Consider the following 18578-nt stretch of genomic DNA (forward strand, 5'->3'; position numbering starts at 1 on the left):
TCCCCCTATTTAGTTACTAATTTTAGTAATGATTGAGCTAGTTCATTTTGAACTGGCTTTTTTTATGCCCATAATTTGATTTGTTTAAATCAACCCAAATAAAAATAATTGATCTTCCGCAAATTAATTTGAATTAATTATTTTGTTATCCGGTCTACTCTAATGCCTGTTGTTATATAGCCTCACCTAATAATATTAGTTATTTTGGTGATTATGTATTTAGGTTGCAGCTTGCTCGGGCACATGTTGATTATCCCTTTGATTACTTAACTTAGTAATATTTGACCAGCTTATTTTAAGCTGGTTTTTTTATGTCTGTAATTTCTTAACTCCCCCTACTTCTGTTGTTGGTTATTGGTTATGATGGCATGTCTCTAAATTTTATAAGTTTATTTTATGCTCACTCAAGTACTCACTAATATTGATTGGTTAAGCGCTGGTGCTGGTGTTGCTTTAGGCGTCCTATTTTACGGCGCTGTATCAACACGGCTTCGCAAAAAGCTACATCTACAAATAAGCGAACAGCAGCAACAGCTTTCCCTGTTACAAAACCAATTTGATAATAAAGAGCTGCAATACAGCGCCTTGCTAGAAGATCATGAACTGCTAGAACATACTCACCAAGAGCAGCGCGATGAAGCCCAGCATTTTAAAACGCGTTTTAGCGAACAAGAAAAACAAAGCATTCAATACAATCACTTTTGGCGTAAAGCCGAAGGCGAGCTGGCAGCGCTTCGTGAGCAATATAATCAGCGCGATGTTGAATATAATAATATGCGCACTACCCTTGAGCAAAAACAGCAAAACTTTAGCGAGCAACTCGCGCAAATTGAGCAAAGTAAAAATACGCTTAAAAAAGAGTTTGAAAACCTAGCCAATAAAATTCTAGAAGAAAAATCACAAAGCTTTAAAACCTTAAATCAAGAAAGCATTGAGCAATTATTAAAACCAGTTCAAGGCGAGCTAAAAGGCTTTAGAGAAAAAATGGAATCAATGCACGTTGAAGATATAAAACAACGCACTGCGCTCAAAACCGAGCTACTGCATTTGCAAGCTAAAAGCCAAGCTATAACAGATCAAGCCGACAAGCTCAGTAACGCCCTACAAGGGCAAAAGAAAACCCAAGGTAATTGGGGCGAGCTTATGCTCGAAAACGTATTAGATAGTGCTGGCTTACGTGCAGGCGTTGATTATAAGCGCGAAGTGTCGTTTAACACTGAAGATGGCCGCTTGCGCCCTGATGTAGTTGTGTACTTACCACAGGGTCGCCACTTAGTTATTGATGCTAAAACTTCATTAAATGCCTATACACGCTACGTGAATGCTGAAAATGATCTAGATGCTAATCAAGCAATTAAAGAGCATGTAAACGCCGTTACAGCGCGTATTAATGAACTTGCGAGTAAATCGTACGACCGCTTACCAGGTATTAACTCGCCAGAAGTGGTGGTTATGTTTGTACCAATAGAATCAGCTTTTGTAGAAGCACTCAAATATCAAAGCGATATTTACCAACAAGCAATCGAAAAAAATATACTGGTAGCTACACCCACCACCCTGCTTACTAGTTTAAATATTGTTAAACAGTTATGGCGTTTTGAAGAGCAAACCAAATACTCAAAAGAGCTGGCAAGTCGAGCGGAGCGTTTTTATAACAAGCTCAATGGTTTTTTATTGAGTATGGAAGGCGTAGGTAAGCAGCTTGATAAAGCGAAAGAAAGTTACGACAAAGCGTTCTCGCAGCTATACCGCGGTAAAGGTAATTTAATTAAACAAGCATCAGAGTTTAAAGAGCTAGGTGTATCGGTACAAAAAGAGTTACCTAGTGAGAGCGTAGAACGTGCTCAATTAGAATTAGATTAACCCTGATTTATTTTTATTTAGTTTATGTAAGTTAAACCTTAAGGATATTTATGAATAATAAGATTGTAGGAATTGTTTTAATCGTTATAGGTATCGCTTTAATTATGTGGGGATACGACGTGTATGATGCGGCGGCTTCGCAGCTTAGCCGTGCATTTAGTGGCGACACACCAATAGAAGCATGGGCGGGTATTATTGGCGGTGCCATCTGTGTGTTAATTGGTATTAAAAAGCTCAAGTAACCTGAACTTGAATAATAGATCTATTTAAGCAGCTATTTTCAGCGCTAACTACGTTGAATTTAGTTGCAATTTGCTGCACTGCACAGTGTTACTTGGCAAGATAAAACTCTTACAGGGCTTGCCAGCAATTGCATTGTGAAAGAGTAAAATACGCCGTGTATTGCAAGGCAAGCCTTTAATAATAAACGTTTTTGGAATATTTACCCCAATTATTTCAACTACGCTCGGTTAAATTAGCTAAGTGTTGCTGCAATTGCTTTGCTAGTGAGATTATTTGTGCATCTTAAATTTATTACGGTTTTGTCTACTAATTTGTACATATCTAATAAATGTAACCATTTTATGTTGTATAAATGAGTATTAAAGCGTGCACCAATTTGGAAGTATGCTTTTTTATCAAGCTATTAAAGTGCACTGTTTTGTGCATTTAAAAGGACCATACGAGTAAAGAAAATAATCAGTTTTAAATGTTAATTCAAACGTCTGTTCAGTGTTTGTTAATTTATATATCTTATTGATAGTATTGTCATTTATTGTATTCTCCTTGCTTGAGTTTGGTTGTTATTTATACTAGCTTAGAGCGTAGATATTTAACCTACTCAAGGAGAATAGTCACATGGTATCTCGCAGAAATTTTATTAAAGCAGGGGCTGCTTTAAGTTTAGGCTCTATTTTTAGTGCTTCAGCTTTGGCTGAGCAACTAAAGGTAAAAATGTCTAACGGCAGTGTTATGCAAACTAAAGGATCAATAGATAAAAGCGCTGCTCTACCCACAAACGATGTTACTAACGCTAAGCATTACCGGCCGGAATCAAGAATGGGCTTGGGCGGCCTTGCCGCCGGGAATGGCTTTAATACTATATCAAGCGATACAGAAATTTTAACAATGCTAAATGCAGCATGGGATTCTGGTATTCGTCATTTTGATACATCACCTTTTTACGGTTTGAGTTTAAGCGAAAGGCGCTTCGGTGATTTACTTCGAAACAAAAAGCGTGAAGATTATGTTTTATCCTCAAAAGTAGGTCGCCTTCTTACCCCTTCAGCAGAGCCTTTAGAAAATAGTTGGCATTGGGCTGATCACTCACCGTTTCATTATAAGTATGATTATTCAGCCTCAGGCACGCGCCGTTCAATAGAAGATACTTTGCATCGTATTGGTGTCGCCTCACTCGATATTGTCTATATTCACGATTTATCACCACAAAACAGCGATATGGGAGATGACTGGCTTAAGTATTTTGATCAAGCGGCTAAAGGTGCTATTCCTGAGCTGACTAAAATGCGTGATGAAGGAATAATTAAAGGCTGGGGTTTTGGAGTAAATACACCTCATGCTGTTTATAAAGCGCTTGATATGTCAGACCCAGATATTTGCTTACTAGCGCTGCAATATTCAATTTTAGATCACAAGCAGGCACTTGATAAAACCTTTCCTATGCTTGATAAACGAGGTATTTCAGCAGTCATTGGTGCGCCGCTTAATGGTGGTTTTTTAGCCGGTCGTAACCGCTTTAATTATTCTCCTAAAATTCCAGGGCCTATGCAGCAAAAGTTTAATGCAATAAGCGACATTGCATCTAAACATGGGATTGATATTAAAACAGCTGCACTGCAGTTTGCAGAAGCGCCTTCAACGGTATCCTCAATTATTCCTGGGGCACGCACGGAGGAGCAAATTAAAGCTAATGTAGCCTCAATGAAAGTTACCATACCAAGCGAATTTTGGAGTGAGTTGAAATCTAAACAGCTTATTGCCCAAAACGCCCCCATACCGGCATAACACAATAGGTGTGCCATTTGCTTGGCACACTTATTCATAGCTAATATATGGTTTATTTTTAAGCAACGCTTCTCGCGTGAGCAAGCTATACATCTTGTGTCTCGATAAATAATAGACACAAGGCGCAGAGCTAATAGGCAGGAAAAATCTACCGATTACACTACCTCAAGCAGTAAAATATTACATATAACAGCTCGTAACCTTATAAATCAAATGAACATCACAGTGAGTATGCTAAAAGAGGATTGTTTAGTTGTGGTTGGCCAAAAGCATTATTATGTGCCTATTACATATAACACATATCGGTATCATGCTGCACTTCATCCTAGTGGTGAGAGCGTATGGAATATATTGAAAGGGCTAAATATATAAAGCAAAAAGTTACTGTAAACCCCCATTACAGTTAGCCGGTAAATTGTGCAAATAGTAAATTAGCACTACTTAGTCAATTGAGCAGTGCTAATTGGTTTAATTAAAAGCCACATTTACCGTTATTTATTGCCATTGCGCTTTTGTCAAAACGATCTCAATACCTCACAACTTCGCTTTTATAAACTTAAAAACATCAAGCACATTATGATTTATTAACCCATTTTTTGTAAGGTTGGTACTTATCGTACAACACATTAAAAATATACGTGTATATGAGTATAAACACTAAAAAGCCAGCTTCTAATGCTGTAGCGGCTAGCCATGTAATATTTAAATACCAAGCAAGTATTGGCAGCGTTATTACTAACATACCCAGCTCAAAGCCACATGCATGCGTAATGCGGGTTACCAAACCTCGCTCTATTCGGTTATGCCCAACTATTTTATCAAACACTATGTTGTAAATGTAATTCCAAAGCATGGCGAAGATTGATAAACCAACACCTACTATTGCCATTTTTCCTGTTGCAAACCCACCAAAATAAGATGATGCAGGTACAACAAAAGATAATGCTATCATCTCAAATATTAGCGCCTGAAAAATACGTTCTGCTGTGTTCATATATAAATAACTTCTTAAGTTGATGACGATGGCTGTATTTTCATTCATTATAAAGATATGTGTTAGTTACTTAGTATCGGGAAAAGCGATATGTTTAGTATTGAGCAGCTTCAAGCATTTGTGGCTACCGTTGAAGCTGGATCGTTTTCAGCTGCTGCGCGCGGTTTAAGTAAAGCGCAGTCGGTAATAAGCCAGCATATTATTAATTTAGAAATAGACTGTAATGCGACATTATTTGAGCGCACAGGGCGCTATCCACAATTAACCGAAGCCGGTAAACAGTTACTACCCCAGGCTAAGGCCGTGCTTAATCAACACCAGCGATTAACAAACTCTGCATTAGCACTAAACGAAAAAACACCAACCGAAATCACTATCGCACTTGACGAAGGGATCCCGTTTAAAACTATCGCAAGTATTATTAGCAAGCTGCAAAGTAAGTATCCTTACGTATCGCTTGAGTTTTTAAGTGCATCCAGCCATGACATAATTGACATGCTAAACAGCGAAAAGCCTATAACGGGTATTATTTTTAGTGAATTAAATATACCGAGCTACTTGGACTATGAATGTATTGGATCGGTAAAATTTGATTTATATGTTGCTAAATCGCACCCTTTAGCGGGGATCAGATGTGAAAATATGGATGGCCTTCGGCTACATCGACAACTTCTTCTTCGTTCTCGCAATACGCAAACAAGTAGCTTTCAGCTAAAAATTAGCCCAGAGATTTGGTATGCCGATAATTACTTTGTATTACTCGAGCTAGCAATACAAGGTAACGGGTGGTGCTTATTACCAAACCATGTAGCTGTAGATGCAGTACAAAGTGGTGAGCTGGTTAAACTTCCTCTTGAGTTTGAAGAAATGGGTTGGTTGGCTAATGTTGATGTATTACAGCATCAGCAACACAGTAATCAAGAGGTGTTTAAAGTACTAAGAAATTTACTACGGAATTTTTTAAAAACTTAGCTTTTATATAATGCCTGTTAGGCGGTTTACTTTTTATTACGCTAAATCCCAGTAAGGTGTATCGCCATAATAGCCACTTGCAAAATCAACAAACGCACGTACTTTACTGGGTAAAAACTGTCTGTTTGCATACACCATGTAAAGCCCCATTGGCTCGGGTTCGTAGTCATTTAAAATGCGCACTACTTTACTTTGAGCCAGTGCTTCCCCTGCTATAAATGTGGGCTGCATAGCAATACCACCACCCGCAATGGCTGTATTTAGTAGCAAATCACCATTGTTAGCCACAAAGTTACTTTCAAGCTTTAGCTCGCTTTTTAACTCATTAACCCCAAATAATCGCTTTGTGGGTTCGCTGTGGGAATAGCGTAAATAATTATGTGACTGTAAATCTAAAAGCGTTTGTGGCGTGCCATGGCGTTCTAAATAGTCGGGTGACGCAAATACAGCTAAACGTATAGGGGCAATTTTTTTAGCTATGAGCGTTGAGTTTTTTAATACGCCAATACGTAGAGCAATATCAATACCCTGCTCTACTATATCTACATATTGGTCGGTGAGCCGTAAATCTAACTTTAAATTTGGATACTGCTTTTGAAAATCAACCAACAAACCTGCTAAATGCTTAGTACCAAACGACATAGGCGCACTAATACTAAGCACACCCGATACACTTTCGCTTAAGTTGTTTAGTGAGTTTTCCATGTCTTCAATATCAATAATCACTTGCTGACAACGCTGATAATATTGATTTCCAGCCTCTGTAACACTTACTTTTCGCGTTGTACGGTGTAATAAACGCGTGCGTAGATTATCTTCCAGCGCAGAAATATATTTGCTGACTAACTGCGGCGAAATACCGAGTTTATCGGCCGCTTTTGAAAATGATCCTTCTTGCACGACGGCTAAAAAGGTCTTCATGGTGGTGAGTTTATCCATCTTTAACAATACTTTGTTGATAATGTATAAATAAGTATCATATTTATCGTCAAATTAGAAACTTATATAGTGTTTATAACACGTCTATTTGTTTAAGGTTTTAGTATGACTCAGCCTGCTTTATTTATATCTCACGGTTCGCCAATGATGGCTGTACAGCAATCGGCTACGTCAGATTTTCTTGCATCAATAGGTCAAACGCTTAGTAAACCACGAGCTATTGTGGTGTTTTCTGCCCACTTTGATGAAGCGCACGATATAGTTATTACATCAGGAGATGCGCCGCATACTATTCACGACTTTTATAACTTCCCCAAGCCCCTGTATGAAATTCAATACCCAGCACCAGGAGACCCTAAGCTAGCTAATACTATTAGTGAGTACTTTTACAAAGCGGGTATTAAAACGGTGCAAAGTGCAGATCAAGGGTGGGATCATGGTGTGTGGATCCCGCTGCGCTTAATGTATCCAGCAGCTAATATTCCCATTGTTCAGGTGTCTATTAACACGCGTTTGGGCGCTCAGGCGATGTATAAGTACGGGCAGTTACTTGCACCACTGCGCAGCGATAACGTATTAATTATTGGCTCAGGCGGTATTAGTCACAATCTACGTGAAATATTTAAAAGCCCTGCTACACCTAACCGTGTTCAAATGGTTAATGAGTTTACCCATTGGGTTGAGCAAAAATTAATAGCGCAAAACACCCAAGCGTTACTTAACTATTTAGATGAAGCACCCCATGCTTTATTTAATCACCCTACCCAGGAGCACTTTTTACCTCTTTTTGCAGCGCTTGGTAGTGGTGACGGTAAAGCCGAAAAAATATATGAAGGTATAGAAATGGATATTTTAGCGCTTGATGCATACAAGTTTTATTAATTTGAGCGTTCGTTCAAATCAAGTTAAGCTGTAAGCAAGTACTGTAAAACCAACTTAATTTATTTTATTGCGGAGCAAACATGGCAACTACACTTGCATTTGACGTATACGGTACGCTAATAAATACTCACGGCGTACTGTCCTTACTCGACGACATGATTGGCGATAACGCCGAAGCATTTTCAAATACATGGCGCGAAAAGCAATTAGAGTATTCATTTAGACGTGGATTAATGCAAAATTATATTCCTTTCTCGCTATGTACAAAACACGCACTCGATTACGCCTGCTTAGCGTACAAAACCGAGCTAAGTGAAGAGCAAAAGGAGCAACTGCTAGAGCTTTATAAAACGCTTCCTGCGTTCGATGATGTAAAAGCAGGCCTTGAGCAATTAAAAGCGAAGGATTACCGTTTGTTTGCATTTTCAAACGGCGCTGCCGACGCAGTTCATACTTTATTAGAAACCGCTGGCATTAGTGAGCTTTTTGAAGGGGTAGTAAGTGCTGACGACGTTAAAACCTTTAAACCAAACCCAGGCGTTTATAGCCACTTTTTACGCGAAACTAATTCAACAGGAGCAAACACGTGGCTTGTATCAAGTAACCCGTTTGATGTAACCGGTGCTATATCGCACGGTATGCGCGCGGCGTGGATTCAACGATCTAAAGAATCTATTTTTGATCCGTGGGAAATACAGCCAAATAGAATCGCAACCGATTTACTCGATTTAAAAGCAAAATTAGAAAGCGTTAACTAAGCCGTACTTTTATACCCAATTTACAGTTTTAGGTGTAAACCTAGCTGTAAATGGGGTCCACTTTTTAAATTTGTTAGCCACTTATAATATGCCTGTTGTAACTTACCTCTCCTCACTTTTTTAAAATATCACATTATTAAAAACCTAATTAAATAGTATGCGCTTTAAATATTTGCATAACTCATTTTATATACATCGGTAGTTTTAAAAGTAATCCCTTATAACTAATTACTTTCCCTTAAGTACGATAATAACCCTATATTTAGTCCTTAATCATTATTGATAATGCAAATTATTACCATTAAGATCCTTGAACCCAAATAAGCACCAAGGAGCGAAATATGTCACAATTACAAACTGCACAGCTCAGCCCTATCCAAAACCAATCTTTATTTGAGCAAAATGGCCTACCGCCGCAATTTAATCTCGATCAGTTTATTAATTATCAAATAGCGTCGCTGCAGGGGCTTTCGGCTGTACAACAAGCCATGGCTAAAGCGCAAAAGCCGTTTTCTGGTGTGTCGGTTAATACGCTTGCCGCCACTGTTAATAATGTAGATTTAGCCAAACCTCTTGCTGATTTTCCTGCGGTATTAAACGAGCTTAAAAGTGTGTATTTAGATCACGCTGTATATTTTCATCACCCGCGTTATATGGCGCATTTAAATTGCCCTGTTACATACCCTGCAGTTGTAGCAGAGCACATCATTGGCGCAATTAATACCTCGGTAGATACTTGGGATCAAAGCGCTGGCGCGACCCTTATTGAACAAAAACTAATTGATTGGAGCTGTGAAAAGGCAAAATTACCTAGCACTGCTGATGGCGTTTTTACTAGCGGTGGTACGCAATCGAACTTAATGGCAATGCTAGTTGCACGCGAAGTCGCAGTGAGCCTTTATGCACCAAATCACGAAGTAAAACTGCAAGGTTTGCCGGATGTAGCCTCGCGATTTCGTATTTATTGCTCTGAGGTGGCGCATTTTAGTATTCAAAAGGCAGCGGCATTACTGGGCCTTGGTTATAACGCGGTAGTGCCCGTGGCTACAAACAATAAAATGCAAATGGATATGGACGCACTTAACCACGCAATTGCAGATTCTAAAGCTAAGGGCGATTTACCTATCGCTGTGGTAATTACCGCAGGAACAACCGATTTCGGCTCAATTGACCCGATTGAAGAGATAGCAAAACTTGCTAAAAAAGAGCAGCTTTGGTGCCATGTTGATGGCGCATACGGCGGCGGGTTACTAGTAAGCGAGCATCACCGTAGTGCCTTAAACGGTATAGAACAAGTAGATTCAATTACCATTGATTACCATAAATCATTTATGCAGCCGGTTAGCTGTAGTGCTTTTTTATTAAGTGAAAAACGCCACTTTAGCCATATTACCCTTTACGCCGACTATCTAAACCCATTAGCTGAAGCCGCCAATGGCACGCCAAATTTAGTTGATAAAAGCTTACAAACCACACGCCGTTTTGATGCCTTAAAACTTTGGTTAACACTGCGTACTATGGGCGAGGCGCCTCTTGGCCGAGCGTTTGATAAAGTAATTGGGCTTGCTCGTCAAACCCATATTGTGCTTAACGACCACCCTGATTTTGAAGTTATAAATTACCCAGAGCTTAGCGCGCTGGTATTTCGCTTTGCACCAGAGGGGTTAAGAAATAACCCCTATCTACTGGACTCCCTAAACCTACATGTTCGCCAAACATTTTTAAATACCGGTGAAGCCATGATTGCGCGCACCAAAATTAACGGCCGTCACTACCTTAAATTTACGTTACTCAATGCGCAGTGCCAATTGAGCGATGTGCGCGCCGTGCTTGAACAAATTAGCACTATTGCGTGGCAAATGTATAAGGAGCAAAAATAATGAGTAACCAACCTTATGATTTTATAGCCATTGGCCTTGGCCCGTTTAATTTATCGTTAGCGTGTTTAAGTGAACCATTAGAGGGCGTTAAAAGCTTATTTTTAGAGCAGCGTAGCCAATTTGATTGGCACCCAGGCATGATGCTAGAAGGTGTTACTTTGCAAACGCCGTTTATGTCTGACTTGGTGACCCTTGCAGATCCTACTAGCCAGTACAGTTTTTTAAATTATGCCAAGCTTAATAACCGCTTATACCCATTTTATATTCGCGAGAGCTTTTTTTTACTACGTAAAGAATACAACCTATATTGCCAGTGGGTGTGCTCGCAGCTTAGTAACGTAAGCTTTGAGCAAAGTGTAACTAAGGTTGAATTTTGCCAGCAAACTCAGTGCTATACCCTTACCTGTAATACCCCAAATGGGGAGCAACACTATGTTACGCGCCACATAGTGCTTGGCACTGGCCCTGCCCCATATATTCCTGATTGTGCAGTGCAAAGTAATTCTAATAACGTAATGCACAGTAGCGACTTTTGCCACCGCCTTGATGAGCTAAAAGCTGCTAAACGCGTTACGGTTGTGGGAGCTGGGCAAAGTGCTGCTGAAATTTATCACACATTATTACAACAAGCCGTGCCACAAGGTTTGCAACTAGATTGGATTGCTCGCTCACCGCGTTATTTTCCGCTGGAATACACTAAACTCACCCTTGAGATGACCTCACCTGAATATGTTGATTACTTTTATAATTTAAAAACCGAGCAACGAGATTGGCTTAATCAAAATCAAAAAAACTTATTTAAAGGCATTAATGGCGATTTGATTAATGACATTTTTGACACCCTTTACGCGCAAAGCCTAGATGGGCCCATTTCTACCACATTTAAAACGAACAGCAAGCTTACTAATACACGTAAAAGTGCTGGTCGCTTAGTTACTGAGTTTTATCATCAGGAGCTTAATGAAGCCTTTGAAATAAAAACCGATTACTTAATTTGTGCCACTGGCTTTAAATACAAGCGCCCCGCTTTTTTAAACCCTATTGCGCAGCAGCTCCCAGAAGATGAACAAGGCCGCTATTTAGTTAGCCGCGAGTATGCGGTAGATAGCAACCAAAAACGTATATTTGTACAAAATGCAGAGCAGCACACCCATGGTTTTGTAACCCCCGATTTAGGCATGGCGTGTTATCGCAACAGTATAATTTTGCGCGAAATACTCGGTTATGCGCCGTATCAGGTTGAGCAAAAAATTGCTTTTCAGTGTTTTGATTTAAGTGATGTAGAGACCCATTCACAGCAAAAGAGTAACGCCGCATGAGTTTACGTTTAGCACTTATTTTGCTTACGGTTATTTCGGTGGTGTGCGACACCTTATTACTGCCGTTTTATCCGCAATTTTTTGCCAGCGAATTTTCTGTAAGTAACCCCACACTAATTGGTGTGTTTGTAGCTAACTGTTGTATTACCGTTATGCTCGCGCTGCCCCTGTGGGCAAAGGTTGCCAAAAAATATCACGAACTGGCTCTTTGGCTTGTAACGCAAGTGATTGCCGCCTGCTTTGGTTTGCTTTGTTATTTTGCAACTAATGTGTGGGAATTTTGGTTTTATTACCAGCTTATGTTGGTGCTTAAAGCCAGTTACTTGCTTATTTACCCGTTTGCACTGCGTTTAGAGCAGCAAAGTAAGCACCTTTCTATTATTGGCTTGTTTTCGGTACTTATGCACTTTGGGGCTATTGGTGGCGCGTTAGTGGGTGGTTACTTTTTTAGTCTAAACGAACCGCGTTATGCACTGTTATTAAGTGCTGCGGGCGATGTAATACAAGTGCTGCTGTGCGCCTATTTAATGGTGAGCTTAAAGCTAGGTATTTATCAGCACGCTATTGAAAGCGAAAAACCGCGCACTCGCACACCGTACTTTATATGGCAATTTTGCTTTATAAGCGTGGTGGTTTATTTTAGCACGTTTTTAATTAGGCCATTTTTTACGACCCATTGGCAAGGAATGAGCGCGCAAAGCAGTGCGTTTGTAAGTGCGCTTGTGTACGCCATTCCTGCTTTTTCAGCCCTACTAATGCTGTTGTTTAACCACTTTAGGCAGTGCTTACCTGTTCCTACGCTTAGCCGCACAAGCACATTATTGTGCGCGCTTATTTTTGGCGCTATTGGGCTTTATTTACAGGCGCAAGAATCGGTGTGGTTAGTTGTTAGCTCGCGCATTCTATACGGTATAGCGCTGTTTCAGGTCATGGTTTTATTAGAAGTGATGTTATTTGCTAAAAGCGAGCCTGCTCACTACGGCAGTGACTTTGCCAAAGTGCATATTGCGCAAAATATTGGCGTTATTTTAGCGTCGTTATTAGTGGGTATGAGTGTGGAATATTTTAATACCACCGTGCCTTTTTACTTTGCAGCCATTGGCTTTGCAAGCCTTGGCGCTATTTTGCTATGGCGCGTTAAATTTGTTGGCCGCACTGCACACACAACCACTTAATAATTAAAAAGATTTAGGAGTTTTTATGTATTTTTCATCTTTTATAACCACGTTACAACGCACAGGTAATGTGACTATGCGGTTACTAAAGCAAAGCGATATGCCTATCATTTGCCAGTGGCTTACCCTGCCTTATGCGCATTTTTGGGGTATGAATAAACACACACCCGAGCAAATGTGCAGCGCCTACCAAGATATAATAAACAACCCGCATCATCATGCGTATGTTATTGAACAAAATAATGAGCTGCTTGCCCTTGTTGAGCTTTACAGCCCAAAGCACGATAAGCTACTTGCGGCCGCCTATGAGGTACTGCCAAACGATACCGGCATGCATATTTTACTTGCCCCAAATACACAGCCAAAACGCCATTTTAGCTTTGAAATAATGCAGTGCGTATTGCACAGTATTTTTACTCATAATGCCGATGCACGCGTAGTGGTAGAGCCCGATACTGCCAATAGTAAAATTCATGCCTTAAATAAGCGTTTAGGTTTTGTGCATACCCAGCAAATTACCCTTGGTGATAAAAACGCATACCTTGGGTTTTGTAATAAAGCCGCATTTGAAACGCATGTTGATTTACATCACAAATCGCAAACGCCAATAAACACCGACTATATAAAGTTTTACCACTGGCAATGGGCAAACAGGCACTTACAAAGTAAAGCAATTAGCGAGTTTGTACACGAGCGCTTATTGGTTGCAGAGCAAACCCCACAAGGTTTTAAAGTCAATATTGAAGGGGGTTGTTTTATATTTAATGGCCGCGCTATGGCGCTTAACCACATAGATATAGACGAGCCAAGCTTATGCTTTTATAACCTTAACAACGAGCAAGTAGCGCTTGATGTACTGCACTTTTTTAGTGTGCAAGGCCCTGCACTGGGTTTAACTGGCGAGCGTTTAGCCACCTACCTCGAAGAGCTTAACGCCACCCTTGCCAGTGCCTGTTATAAACGCGAAAACAACACGCTTAGCGCAGCCGAACTTGCGAAATTAGGGCTGCAACAAATAGAAGCTGCAATGAGCGAAGGCCACCCTGCGTTTGTGGCTAATAATGGTCGAATTGGCTTTAGCAAAAACGACTTTTTACGCTATGCGCCAGAAGTGGGTAAACTGTTTAAAGTGCTGTGGTTAGCGGCGCACAAAATAGTATGTGATTTTGCTCACAGTGAATACTTTAGTGACTACCCAAGCCATATTAGTGGCGAGCTTGATTTAACCACCCGTGATGCGTTTAACAAAGCGCTAAAAGCGCAAAACCTAAACCCTGACGACTACCTATTTATGCCGGCCCACCCTTGGCAGTACCAACATAAATTAAGTGTGGTATTTGCCAATGAGTTTGCCAATAACCGCTTAGTGTATTTAGGTGAAGGCGACGATTTATATCAAGCGCAGCAATCTATTCGTACATTATATAACTGCTCGCACCCGCATAAACCGTATTTAAAAGTGGCGCTGTCTATTTTAAATATGGGCTTTATGCGTGGGCTTTCGCGCGCTTATATGGCGGTAACCCCGGCCATAAATGATTGGGTGTTTAATAAAGTAAACCACGACCCAACACTTAGCGCGTGCAATTTTACTGCACTTAGAGAGTACGCCACATTAGGGTATGCGCATCACACCTTTGAGCAAAGCGCACTCGGTGATACGCCGTACCGTAAAATGTTTGCGTGTTTATGGCGCGAAAACCCAAACCATAATTTACAAAATAATGAGCAGCTCACCACCATGGCCGCATTGCTGCACCTAGATAACAACGGTAAAAGTATGGCAGGTGCATTAATAGATCAAAGCGGTTTAAGCACACATGCTTGGCTGCAAAGCTATTTTAACGCCTATCTTATCCCGTTAGTGCATTGTTTTTATGCCCATAAATTAGTGTTTATGCCCCACGGCGAAAACCTCATTTTAAAACTTAAAAATTCAGTACCCGTAGGCGCTTACATGAAAGACATAGGCGAAGAAGTCGCGCTGCTTAATAGCACTGAGTCTTTGCCTGAGGAAGTGTCGCGTATTCATATTGCTATGCCTAAAGAGCTTGAATTACTAAGTATATTTACCGATGTATTCGACTGCTTTTTTAGATACCTAGTCGCTATTTTAGTAAGAGAAGCGCGCATTACCGAACACGATTTTTGGCACGGCGTTGCGCAAAGTGTAAACGCGTATCAACAAGCTAACCCGGCCTTAAATGAGCGTTTTAAAGAGTATGACTTTTTTAGTGATGAATTTGCACACTCTTGCTTAAACCGCTTGCAGCTTGGCAATAATAAACAAATGGTTGATTTAACCGACCCTGCAGGCAGTTTACAGTTTGCTGGAAGTTTAAATAACCCGGTATCGGCAAAGCTGTATGGCTAAGCCAGTTACCCTTGCGCACTTTTTATTTTGCCCAAGTGAGCCAGCTACTGCGGCTCATCCAAGCTTAAATTTGATGTATGTATTGGCTTATCATTGCAAGGCGCATTACCCCCATGCGCCTACGCAATTTATTAGCCGGCATTTATATTTGCAGCTTTGTTGGCAAACTATTTATGCCTATTGTTATTGGCATACGTGCAAACACAACGCGCACAATCCAATGCAGTTACAGCTCAAAATTAGCGGCGCGTATAGCCGAGGGTTTAGCCTCACAGGCGCGCCTTTATTAAGCAAAACTGAGCAAAATAATGCACTCATTGAGTTTATTAACAGTGTAGGTAAGTGGATAAATAACGATTATGCGCTGGGTCAAAAAGAGCAAGGACGCTTATTAATCGACACCCTAAACAGCGCATTTAAGCGTGCACATAGCTTAAATTTAGCAAGCGCTGATCACACTACACATTGCCATCAACAGCTACACAATTTAATCAGCAATCACTTTAATTTAAACACTCCATTTAAATTAACGGCCGATCGCTTAACGTGCTGTCGTTATTATTTAGCAGGTTATAGCAAATGCCAAACCTGCCCAAAAAAGGATATTAAAACCAATGAACACACGTCTTAAAACGATTGACCTTGCCCGAGGTGCGAGCGTTTTTATTATGATTTTAGTCCACACGTTATGGATGTACTCAAGCACAGCGCTTCAAAGTGAAAGCCTATTCGGCGCAGTTATCCATATACTTGGTAAAGGCACCGCCTCGTTTTTAGTGGCAATGGGGCTATCTATGGCACTTTCGCGTAGGCAAACACCCATGTTATTAATTAAGCGCGGCATACAGCTTTTACTACTTGCATATTTAATGAATGCGGCAAAGTTTTGGCTACCCATTGAGGTATTTAATACCATGCCTGAGGCATTTATAAATGCGTATGGTTGGCAAAGCCCATTGAGTGCTGGGCAATTACAATTTATGGTGCTCACAGGTGATATTTTACAACTAGCTGGGGTGAGCTTAGTGCTGTTTGGGGCACTTAATATTGCCCGCTGGAAAACCACATGGATTGCATTCTTTGCTATTGCAATTGCACTTGTAAGCCAGTTTGTAAGGGGGCAGCAGTTTGCGCTTTCGCCTTATATTAGCGATTTGTTTTTTGCTAATAACTACCAAGTATATTTTCCGGTATTTCCGTGGATAAGCGCTATATTAACGGGCTACGTGCTTGGGCGTTTATACATAAGTAGCCAGCATAATGCAGCGTACTTATTTAGCGTGTGCGCAAAGTTAGGTGCTGCATTATTAATTATTGGTACGGCGTGGCTTATTGCTGATTTTAAGGGGCAGTTTGGCAATTTTTTCCATTTAAATGGCGGCGGTATTATTTATTTAGTTGGTATAAATTTATGTGCTTTAGCTTTTATAGAATACACCATCGCTAATAAATTTAATGGCCCTATTACCCGCGCTCTTTTGTATGCGAGCAAACATGTAACTGCTTTGTATGTTATTCAATGGGTGCTAATTTGCTGGCTTATGGGTGTGTTTGGTTATCATACGCAGTCGCTTGTACCAACGTTGTGCCTAATGGCGCTTATGAGTTTACTCACTTTTGCAGTACACAAAATGTATTTGCAAATAAAGCTAACCCTACTTGGTTTTAAGCAAAAACCTAAACGTGCAGCATAAACTGTAAAGGGGCTTTACGGGCGCAGTTACACGCGCCCTAGCTTGTTTTTATTGCTTCAATTACGGTATTCATGCGCTTTGCCATTGGCCTATTTCGGTGATGGCACACATAAATATTTTCGCTAATCGGATTAGCTAAGTGGTGCGTTTTAATAAGCGCAGGTTTATTAAATGCGCTAACAGCATGCGCAGGTAAAACCGTAAAACCTAGCCCTAAACTTACCGGCTCCAGTATTAAACTTATCTGGTTAGAAAACCCCGTGCGTTTAATTTGATCAACATGTTCAAACTCATTGTAGTTTTCGCTCAGTAATAGCTGCGCGTGGTGTTTTGCATCGGGGTGGCCAATAAAGCCAAGCTCACATAAAACCTCCCACGTTGGGGTTTTAATATGTGCGGGTGTTACTAATAATAAGGCTTCTTTACCAATTTTGTGGCTGGTAACTTCACTAAGCGTCGGAGCTTGAGTTAAAAAGCCTATGTCGGCACTGTGGTTTGCCACAGCTTGCTCTACACTTGTATTGGGGGCAAAGCGATAATCAATATTAAGCTCGGTATGCTTTGCCTGCAGCGCTAATAATTGGCTATAAAATTGTAACCCACAACTACCAGGCGATTGTATTTTTACTAGGCCGCTGTAAGGCAAATCATCTTTTAATTGTTGTTCTAAAAATTGCCATTCCTTTAATAACAAGCTGCCTTGTTGATACAAATTTTGCCCACGTACGGTAAGGGTAAATTGTTTGCCGTGGCGCTCCAATAGCGCACAGTTTACTTGCTGCTCTAGCTTTTTAATGTGCTGGCTTACACCAGATTGGGTCATAAAAAGGCGCTCGGCGGTTTGAGTAAAATGATTTACCTCAACCAAAGTACAAAACGTATTTAACCATGTTGGATTTATCATTACAAAACGTACTCAAAATGATGATTAATGATAATTTTACTTAATATTGTTCAATTCGTAAACTAACTCTATCAACTAGTCACAAGATAAGTCACAACTTAAAGAGGAAGCATTATGAGTCATACATATCCACGTAGTTTTTCGCACATTGGTATTTCGGTTCCCGACGTTGAAAAAGCAGTCGAGTTTTACACTAAAGTTATGGGTTGGTACACCATAATGGAACCGACTTTAATTACCGAAGACAAAAGCCCAATTGGCGAAATGTGCACAGAAGTATTTGGCGAAAAGTGGGAAAAATTCAAAATAGCGCACCTATCTACAGGGGATCGTATTGGCGTCGAAATTTTCGAATTTAAAAACCAAGAAAACCCAAAAGACAATTTTGAATACTGGAAAACAGGTATATTTCATTTTTGTGTTCAAGACCCTGATGTAGAAGGTTTAGCTGAGCGTATTGTAGAAGCTGGCGGTAAAAAACGTATGGAAGCCCCTCGTTATTACTACCCGGGTGAAAAGCCGTACCGCATGATCTACATGGAAGACCCGTTTGGTAACATCCTTGAGATTTACAGCCACAGCTACGAGCTTATTTACAGCGCAGGCGCTTACTAAATAGCGCTTAGCTAAAAACAAAGGCCGCAGTATTTATTACTGCGGCCTTTTTGTTTTAGATGTCTCGTCCTGAAATGTGTTTACACATTTAGGATTTATTATGACCAAGTCAAATAATACACCGCTCAAACGAACACAACGAGATTATTCATTAGGCTTTAAATTACAAGTTGTTCACGCTGTA

Annotated in this window: 16 protein-coding genes; 13 read left to right on the forward strand and 3 right to left on the reverse strand. The window is 40.3% G+C overall.

Annotation, left to right across the window (positions count from 1 at the left end):
• Positions 1-396 precede the first annotated feature (396 nt).
• The 3 genes from rmuC to H5087_RS18570 all read left to right on the forward strand — a co-directional run bounded on the left by rmuC (position 397) and on the right by H5087_RS18570 (position 3888).
• A complete protein-coding gene (gene rmuC / locus H5087_RS18560; RefSeq protein WP_182672989.1) occupies positions 397-1863 on the forward strand; it encodes a DNA recombination protein RmuC in 1467 nt (488 codons plus the stop codon).
• A gap of 50 nt (positions 1864-1913) precedes the next feature.
• Positions 1914-2105, forward strand: a complete 192-nt coding sequence (locus tag H5087_RS18565) for a DUF3185 family protein (protein WP_024596528.1) — start codon at positions 1914-1916, stop codon at positions 2103-2105.
• Positions 2106-2721: 616 nt separating this feature from the next.
• Positions 2722-3888: an aldo/keto reductase gene (locus H5087_RS18570; RefSeq protein WP_002959264.1), complete on the forward strand. Its 1167-nt coding sequence runs from the start codon at positions 2722-2724 to the stop codon at positions 3886-3888.
• Between the two features lie 574 nt (positions 3889-4462).
• Here the strand turns inward: H5087_RS18570 and H5087_RS18575 are convergent.
• Entirely contained in the window at positions 4463-4882 is a 420-nt protein-coding gene (locus tag H5087_RS18575) for a PACE efflux transporter (protein WP_182672990.1), read from the reverse strand.
• Positions 4883-4972: 90 nt separating this feature from the next.
• On the opposite strand from H5087_RS18575, the gene H5087_RS18580 reads away from it, so the two are divergent.
• Positions 4973-5854 carry a LysR family transcriptional regulator gene (locus H5087_RS18580; RefSeq protein ID WP_182672991.1) on the forward strand — a complete coding sequence of 294 codons (882 nt, stop codon included), beginning with the start codon at positions 4973-4975 and terminating at the stop codon, positions 5852-5854.
• Positions 5855-5890: 36 nt separating this feature from the next.
• On the opposite strand, the gene H5087_RS18585 is transcribed toward H5087_RS18580, so the two are convergent.
• Positions 5891-6793 (reverse strand): LysR family transcriptional regulator, encoded by a 903-nt coding sequence (locus H5087_RS18585; protein WP_182672992.1) that lies wholly within the window; start codon positions 6791-6793, stop codon positions 5891-5893.
• A gap of 105 nt (positions 6794-6898) precedes the next feature.
• On the opposite strand from H5087_RS18585, the gene H5087_RS18590 reads away from it, so the two are divergent.
• The 8 genes from H5087_RS18590 (at position 6899) to H5087_RS18625 (ending at position 16875) form a co-directional block, all read left to right on the forward strand.
• Entirely contained in the window at positions 6899-7675 is a 777-nt protein-coding gene (locus H5087_RS18590) for a class III extradiol ring-cleavage dioxygenase (RefSeq protein ID WP_182672993.1), read from the forward strand.
• Between the two features lie 80 nt (positions 7676-7755).
• On the forward strand, positions 7756-8433 hold the full coding sequence (locus H5087_RS18595) for a haloacid dehalogenase type II (protein ID WP_182672994.1): 678 nt from the start codon (positions 7756-7758) through the stop codon (positions 8431-8433).
• Between the two features lie 341 nt (positions 8434-8774).
• Positions 8775-10313, forward strand: a complete 1539-nt coding sequence (locus H5087_RS18600; RefSeq protein WP_182672995.1) for an aspartate aminotransferase family protein — start codon at positions 8775-8777, stop codon at positions 10311-10313.
• Positions 10313-11632 carry a lysine N(6)-hydroxylase/L-ornithine N(5)-oxygenase family protein gene (locus H5087_RS18605; RefSeq protein WP_182672996.1) on the forward strand — a complete coding sequence of 440 codons (1320 nt, stop codon included), beginning with the start codon at positions 10313-10315 and terminating at the stop codon, positions 11630-11632. Before H5087_RS18600 ends, H5087_RS18605 begins: the two co-directional genes overlap by 1 nt.
• The gene (locus tag H5087_RS18610; protein ID WP_182672997.1) at positions 11629-12807 is read left to right on the forward strand and encodes an MFS transporter; all 1179 of its coding nucleotides are present in this window, start codon (positions 11629-11631) and stop codon (positions 12805-12807) included. The genes H5087_RS18605 and H5087_RS18610 overlap by 4 nt, the downstream gene beginning before the upstream one ends.
• Positions 12808-12832: 25 nt before the next feature.
• The gene (locus H5087_RS18615; protein ID WP_182672998.1) at positions 12833-15181 is read left to right on the forward strand and encodes a GNAT family N-acetyltransferase; all 2349 of its coding nucleotides are present in this window, start codon (positions 12833-12835) and stop codon (positions 15179-15181) included.
• Positions 15174-15812: a hypothetical protein gene (locus H5087_RS18620; protein WP_182672999.1), complete on the forward strand. Its 639-nt coding sequence runs from the start codon at positions 15174-15176 to the stop codon at positions 15810-15812. Before H5087_RS18615 ends, H5087_RS18620 begins: the two co-directional genes overlap by 8 nt.
• A complete protein-coding gene (locus H5087_RS18625; RefSeq protein WP_182673000.1) occupies positions 15796-16875 on the forward strand; it encodes a heparan-alpha-glucosaminide N-acetyltransferase domain-containing protein in 1080 nt (359 codons plus the stop codon). The genes H5087_RS18620 and H5087_RS18625 overlap by 17 nt, the downstream gene beginning before the upstream one ends.
• A gap of 37 nt (positions 16876-16912) precedes the next feature.
• On the opposite strand, the gene H5087_RS18630 is transcribed toward H5087_RS18625, so the two are convergent.
• The gene (locus tag H5087_RS18630) at positions 16913-17779 is read right to left on the reverse strand and encodes a LysR family transcriptional regulator (RefSeq protein ID WP_182673001.1); all 867 of its coding nucleotides are present in this window, start codon (positions 17777-17779) and stop codon (positions 16913-16915) included.
• A 114-nt stretch (positions 17780-17893) separates the two neighbouring features.
• Between H5087_RS18630 and H5087_RS18635 the strand changes: the two genes are divergently transcribed.
• Positions 17894-18394 (forward strand): lactoylglutathione lyase family protein, encoded by a 501-nt coding sequence (locus tag H5087_RS18635; protein ID WP_002959229.1) that lies wholly within the window; start codon positions 17894-17896, stop codon positions 18392-18394.
• Positions 18395-18578: the final 184 nt, after the last annotated feature.

It is taken from the genome of Pseudoalteromonas sp. SR43-7, assembly GCF_014163785.1.
GTDB lineage: Bacteria > Pseudomonadota > Gammaproteobacteria > Enterobacterales > Alteromonadaceae > Pseudoalteromonas > Pseudoalteromonas distincta.

Excerpts from the sequence above, each read along its gene's own strand:
- H5087_RS18600 (WP_182672995.1), top strand. The coding sequence starts at position 8,775 with ATGTCACAATTACAAACTGCACAGCTCAGCCCTATCCAAAACCAATCT.
- H5087_RS18565 (WP_024596528.1), top strand. The coding sequence starts at position 1,914 with ATGAATAATAAGATTGTAGGAATTGTTTTAATCGTTATAGGTATCGCT.
- H5087_RS18570 (WP_002959264.1), top strand. The coding sequence starts at position 2,722 with ATGGTATCTCGCAGAAATTTTATTAAAGCAGGGGCTGCTTTAAGTTTA.
- H5087_RS18630 (WP_182673001.1), bottom strand. The coding sequence starts at position 17,779 with ATGATAAATCCAACATGGTTAAATACGTTTTGTACTTTGGTTGAGGTA.
- H5087_RS18625 (WP_182673000.1), top strand. The coding sequence starts at position 15,796 with ATGAACACACGTCTTAAAACGATTGACCTTGCCCGAGGTGCGAGCGTT.
- H5087_RS18605 (WP_182672996.1), top strand. The coding sequence starts at position 10,313 with ATGAGTAACCAACCTTATGATTTTATAGCCATTGGCCTTGGCCCGTTT.
- H5087_RS18595 (WP_182672994.1), top strand. The coding sequence starts at position 7,756 with ATGGCAACTACACTTGCATTTGACGTATACGGTACGCTAATAAATACT.
- H5087_RS18590 (WP_182672993.1), top strand. The coding sequence starts at position 6,899 with ATGACTCAGCCTGCTTTATTTATATCTCACGGTTCGCCAATGATGGCT.
- H5087_RS18620 (WP_182672999.1), top strand. The coding sequence starts at position 15,174 with ATGGCTAAGCCAGTTACCCTTGCGCACTTTTTATTTTGCCCAAGTGAG.
- H5087_RS18610 (WP_182672997.1), top strand. The coding sequence starts at position 11,629 with ATGAGTTTACGTTTAGCACTTATTTTGCTTACGGTTATTTCGGTGGTG.
- H5087_RS18580 (WP_182672991.1), top strand. The coding sequence starts at position 4,973 with ATGTTTAGTATTGAGCAGCTTCAAGCATTTGTGGCTACCGTTGAAGCT.
- H5087_RS18635 (WP_002959229.1), top strand. The coding sequence starts at position 17,894 with ATGAGTCATACATATCCACGTAGTTTTTCGCACATTGGTATTTCGGTT.
- H5087_RS18585 (WP_182672992.1), bottom strand. The coding sequence starts at position 6,793 with ATGGATAAACTCACCACCATGAAGACCTTTTTAGCCGTCGTGCAAGAA.
- H5087_RS18575 (WP_182672990.1), bottom strand. The coding sequence starts at position 4,882 with ATGAACACAGCAGAACGTATTTTTCAGGCGCTAATATTTGAGATGATA.
- rmuC (WP_182672989.1), top strand. The coding sequence starts at position 397 with ATGCTCACTCAAGTACTCACTAATATTGATTGGTTAAGCGCTGGTGCT.
- H5087_RS18615 (WP_182672998.1), top strand. The coding sequence starts at position 12,833 with ATGTATTTTTCATCTTTTATAACCACGTTACAACGCACAGGTAATGTG.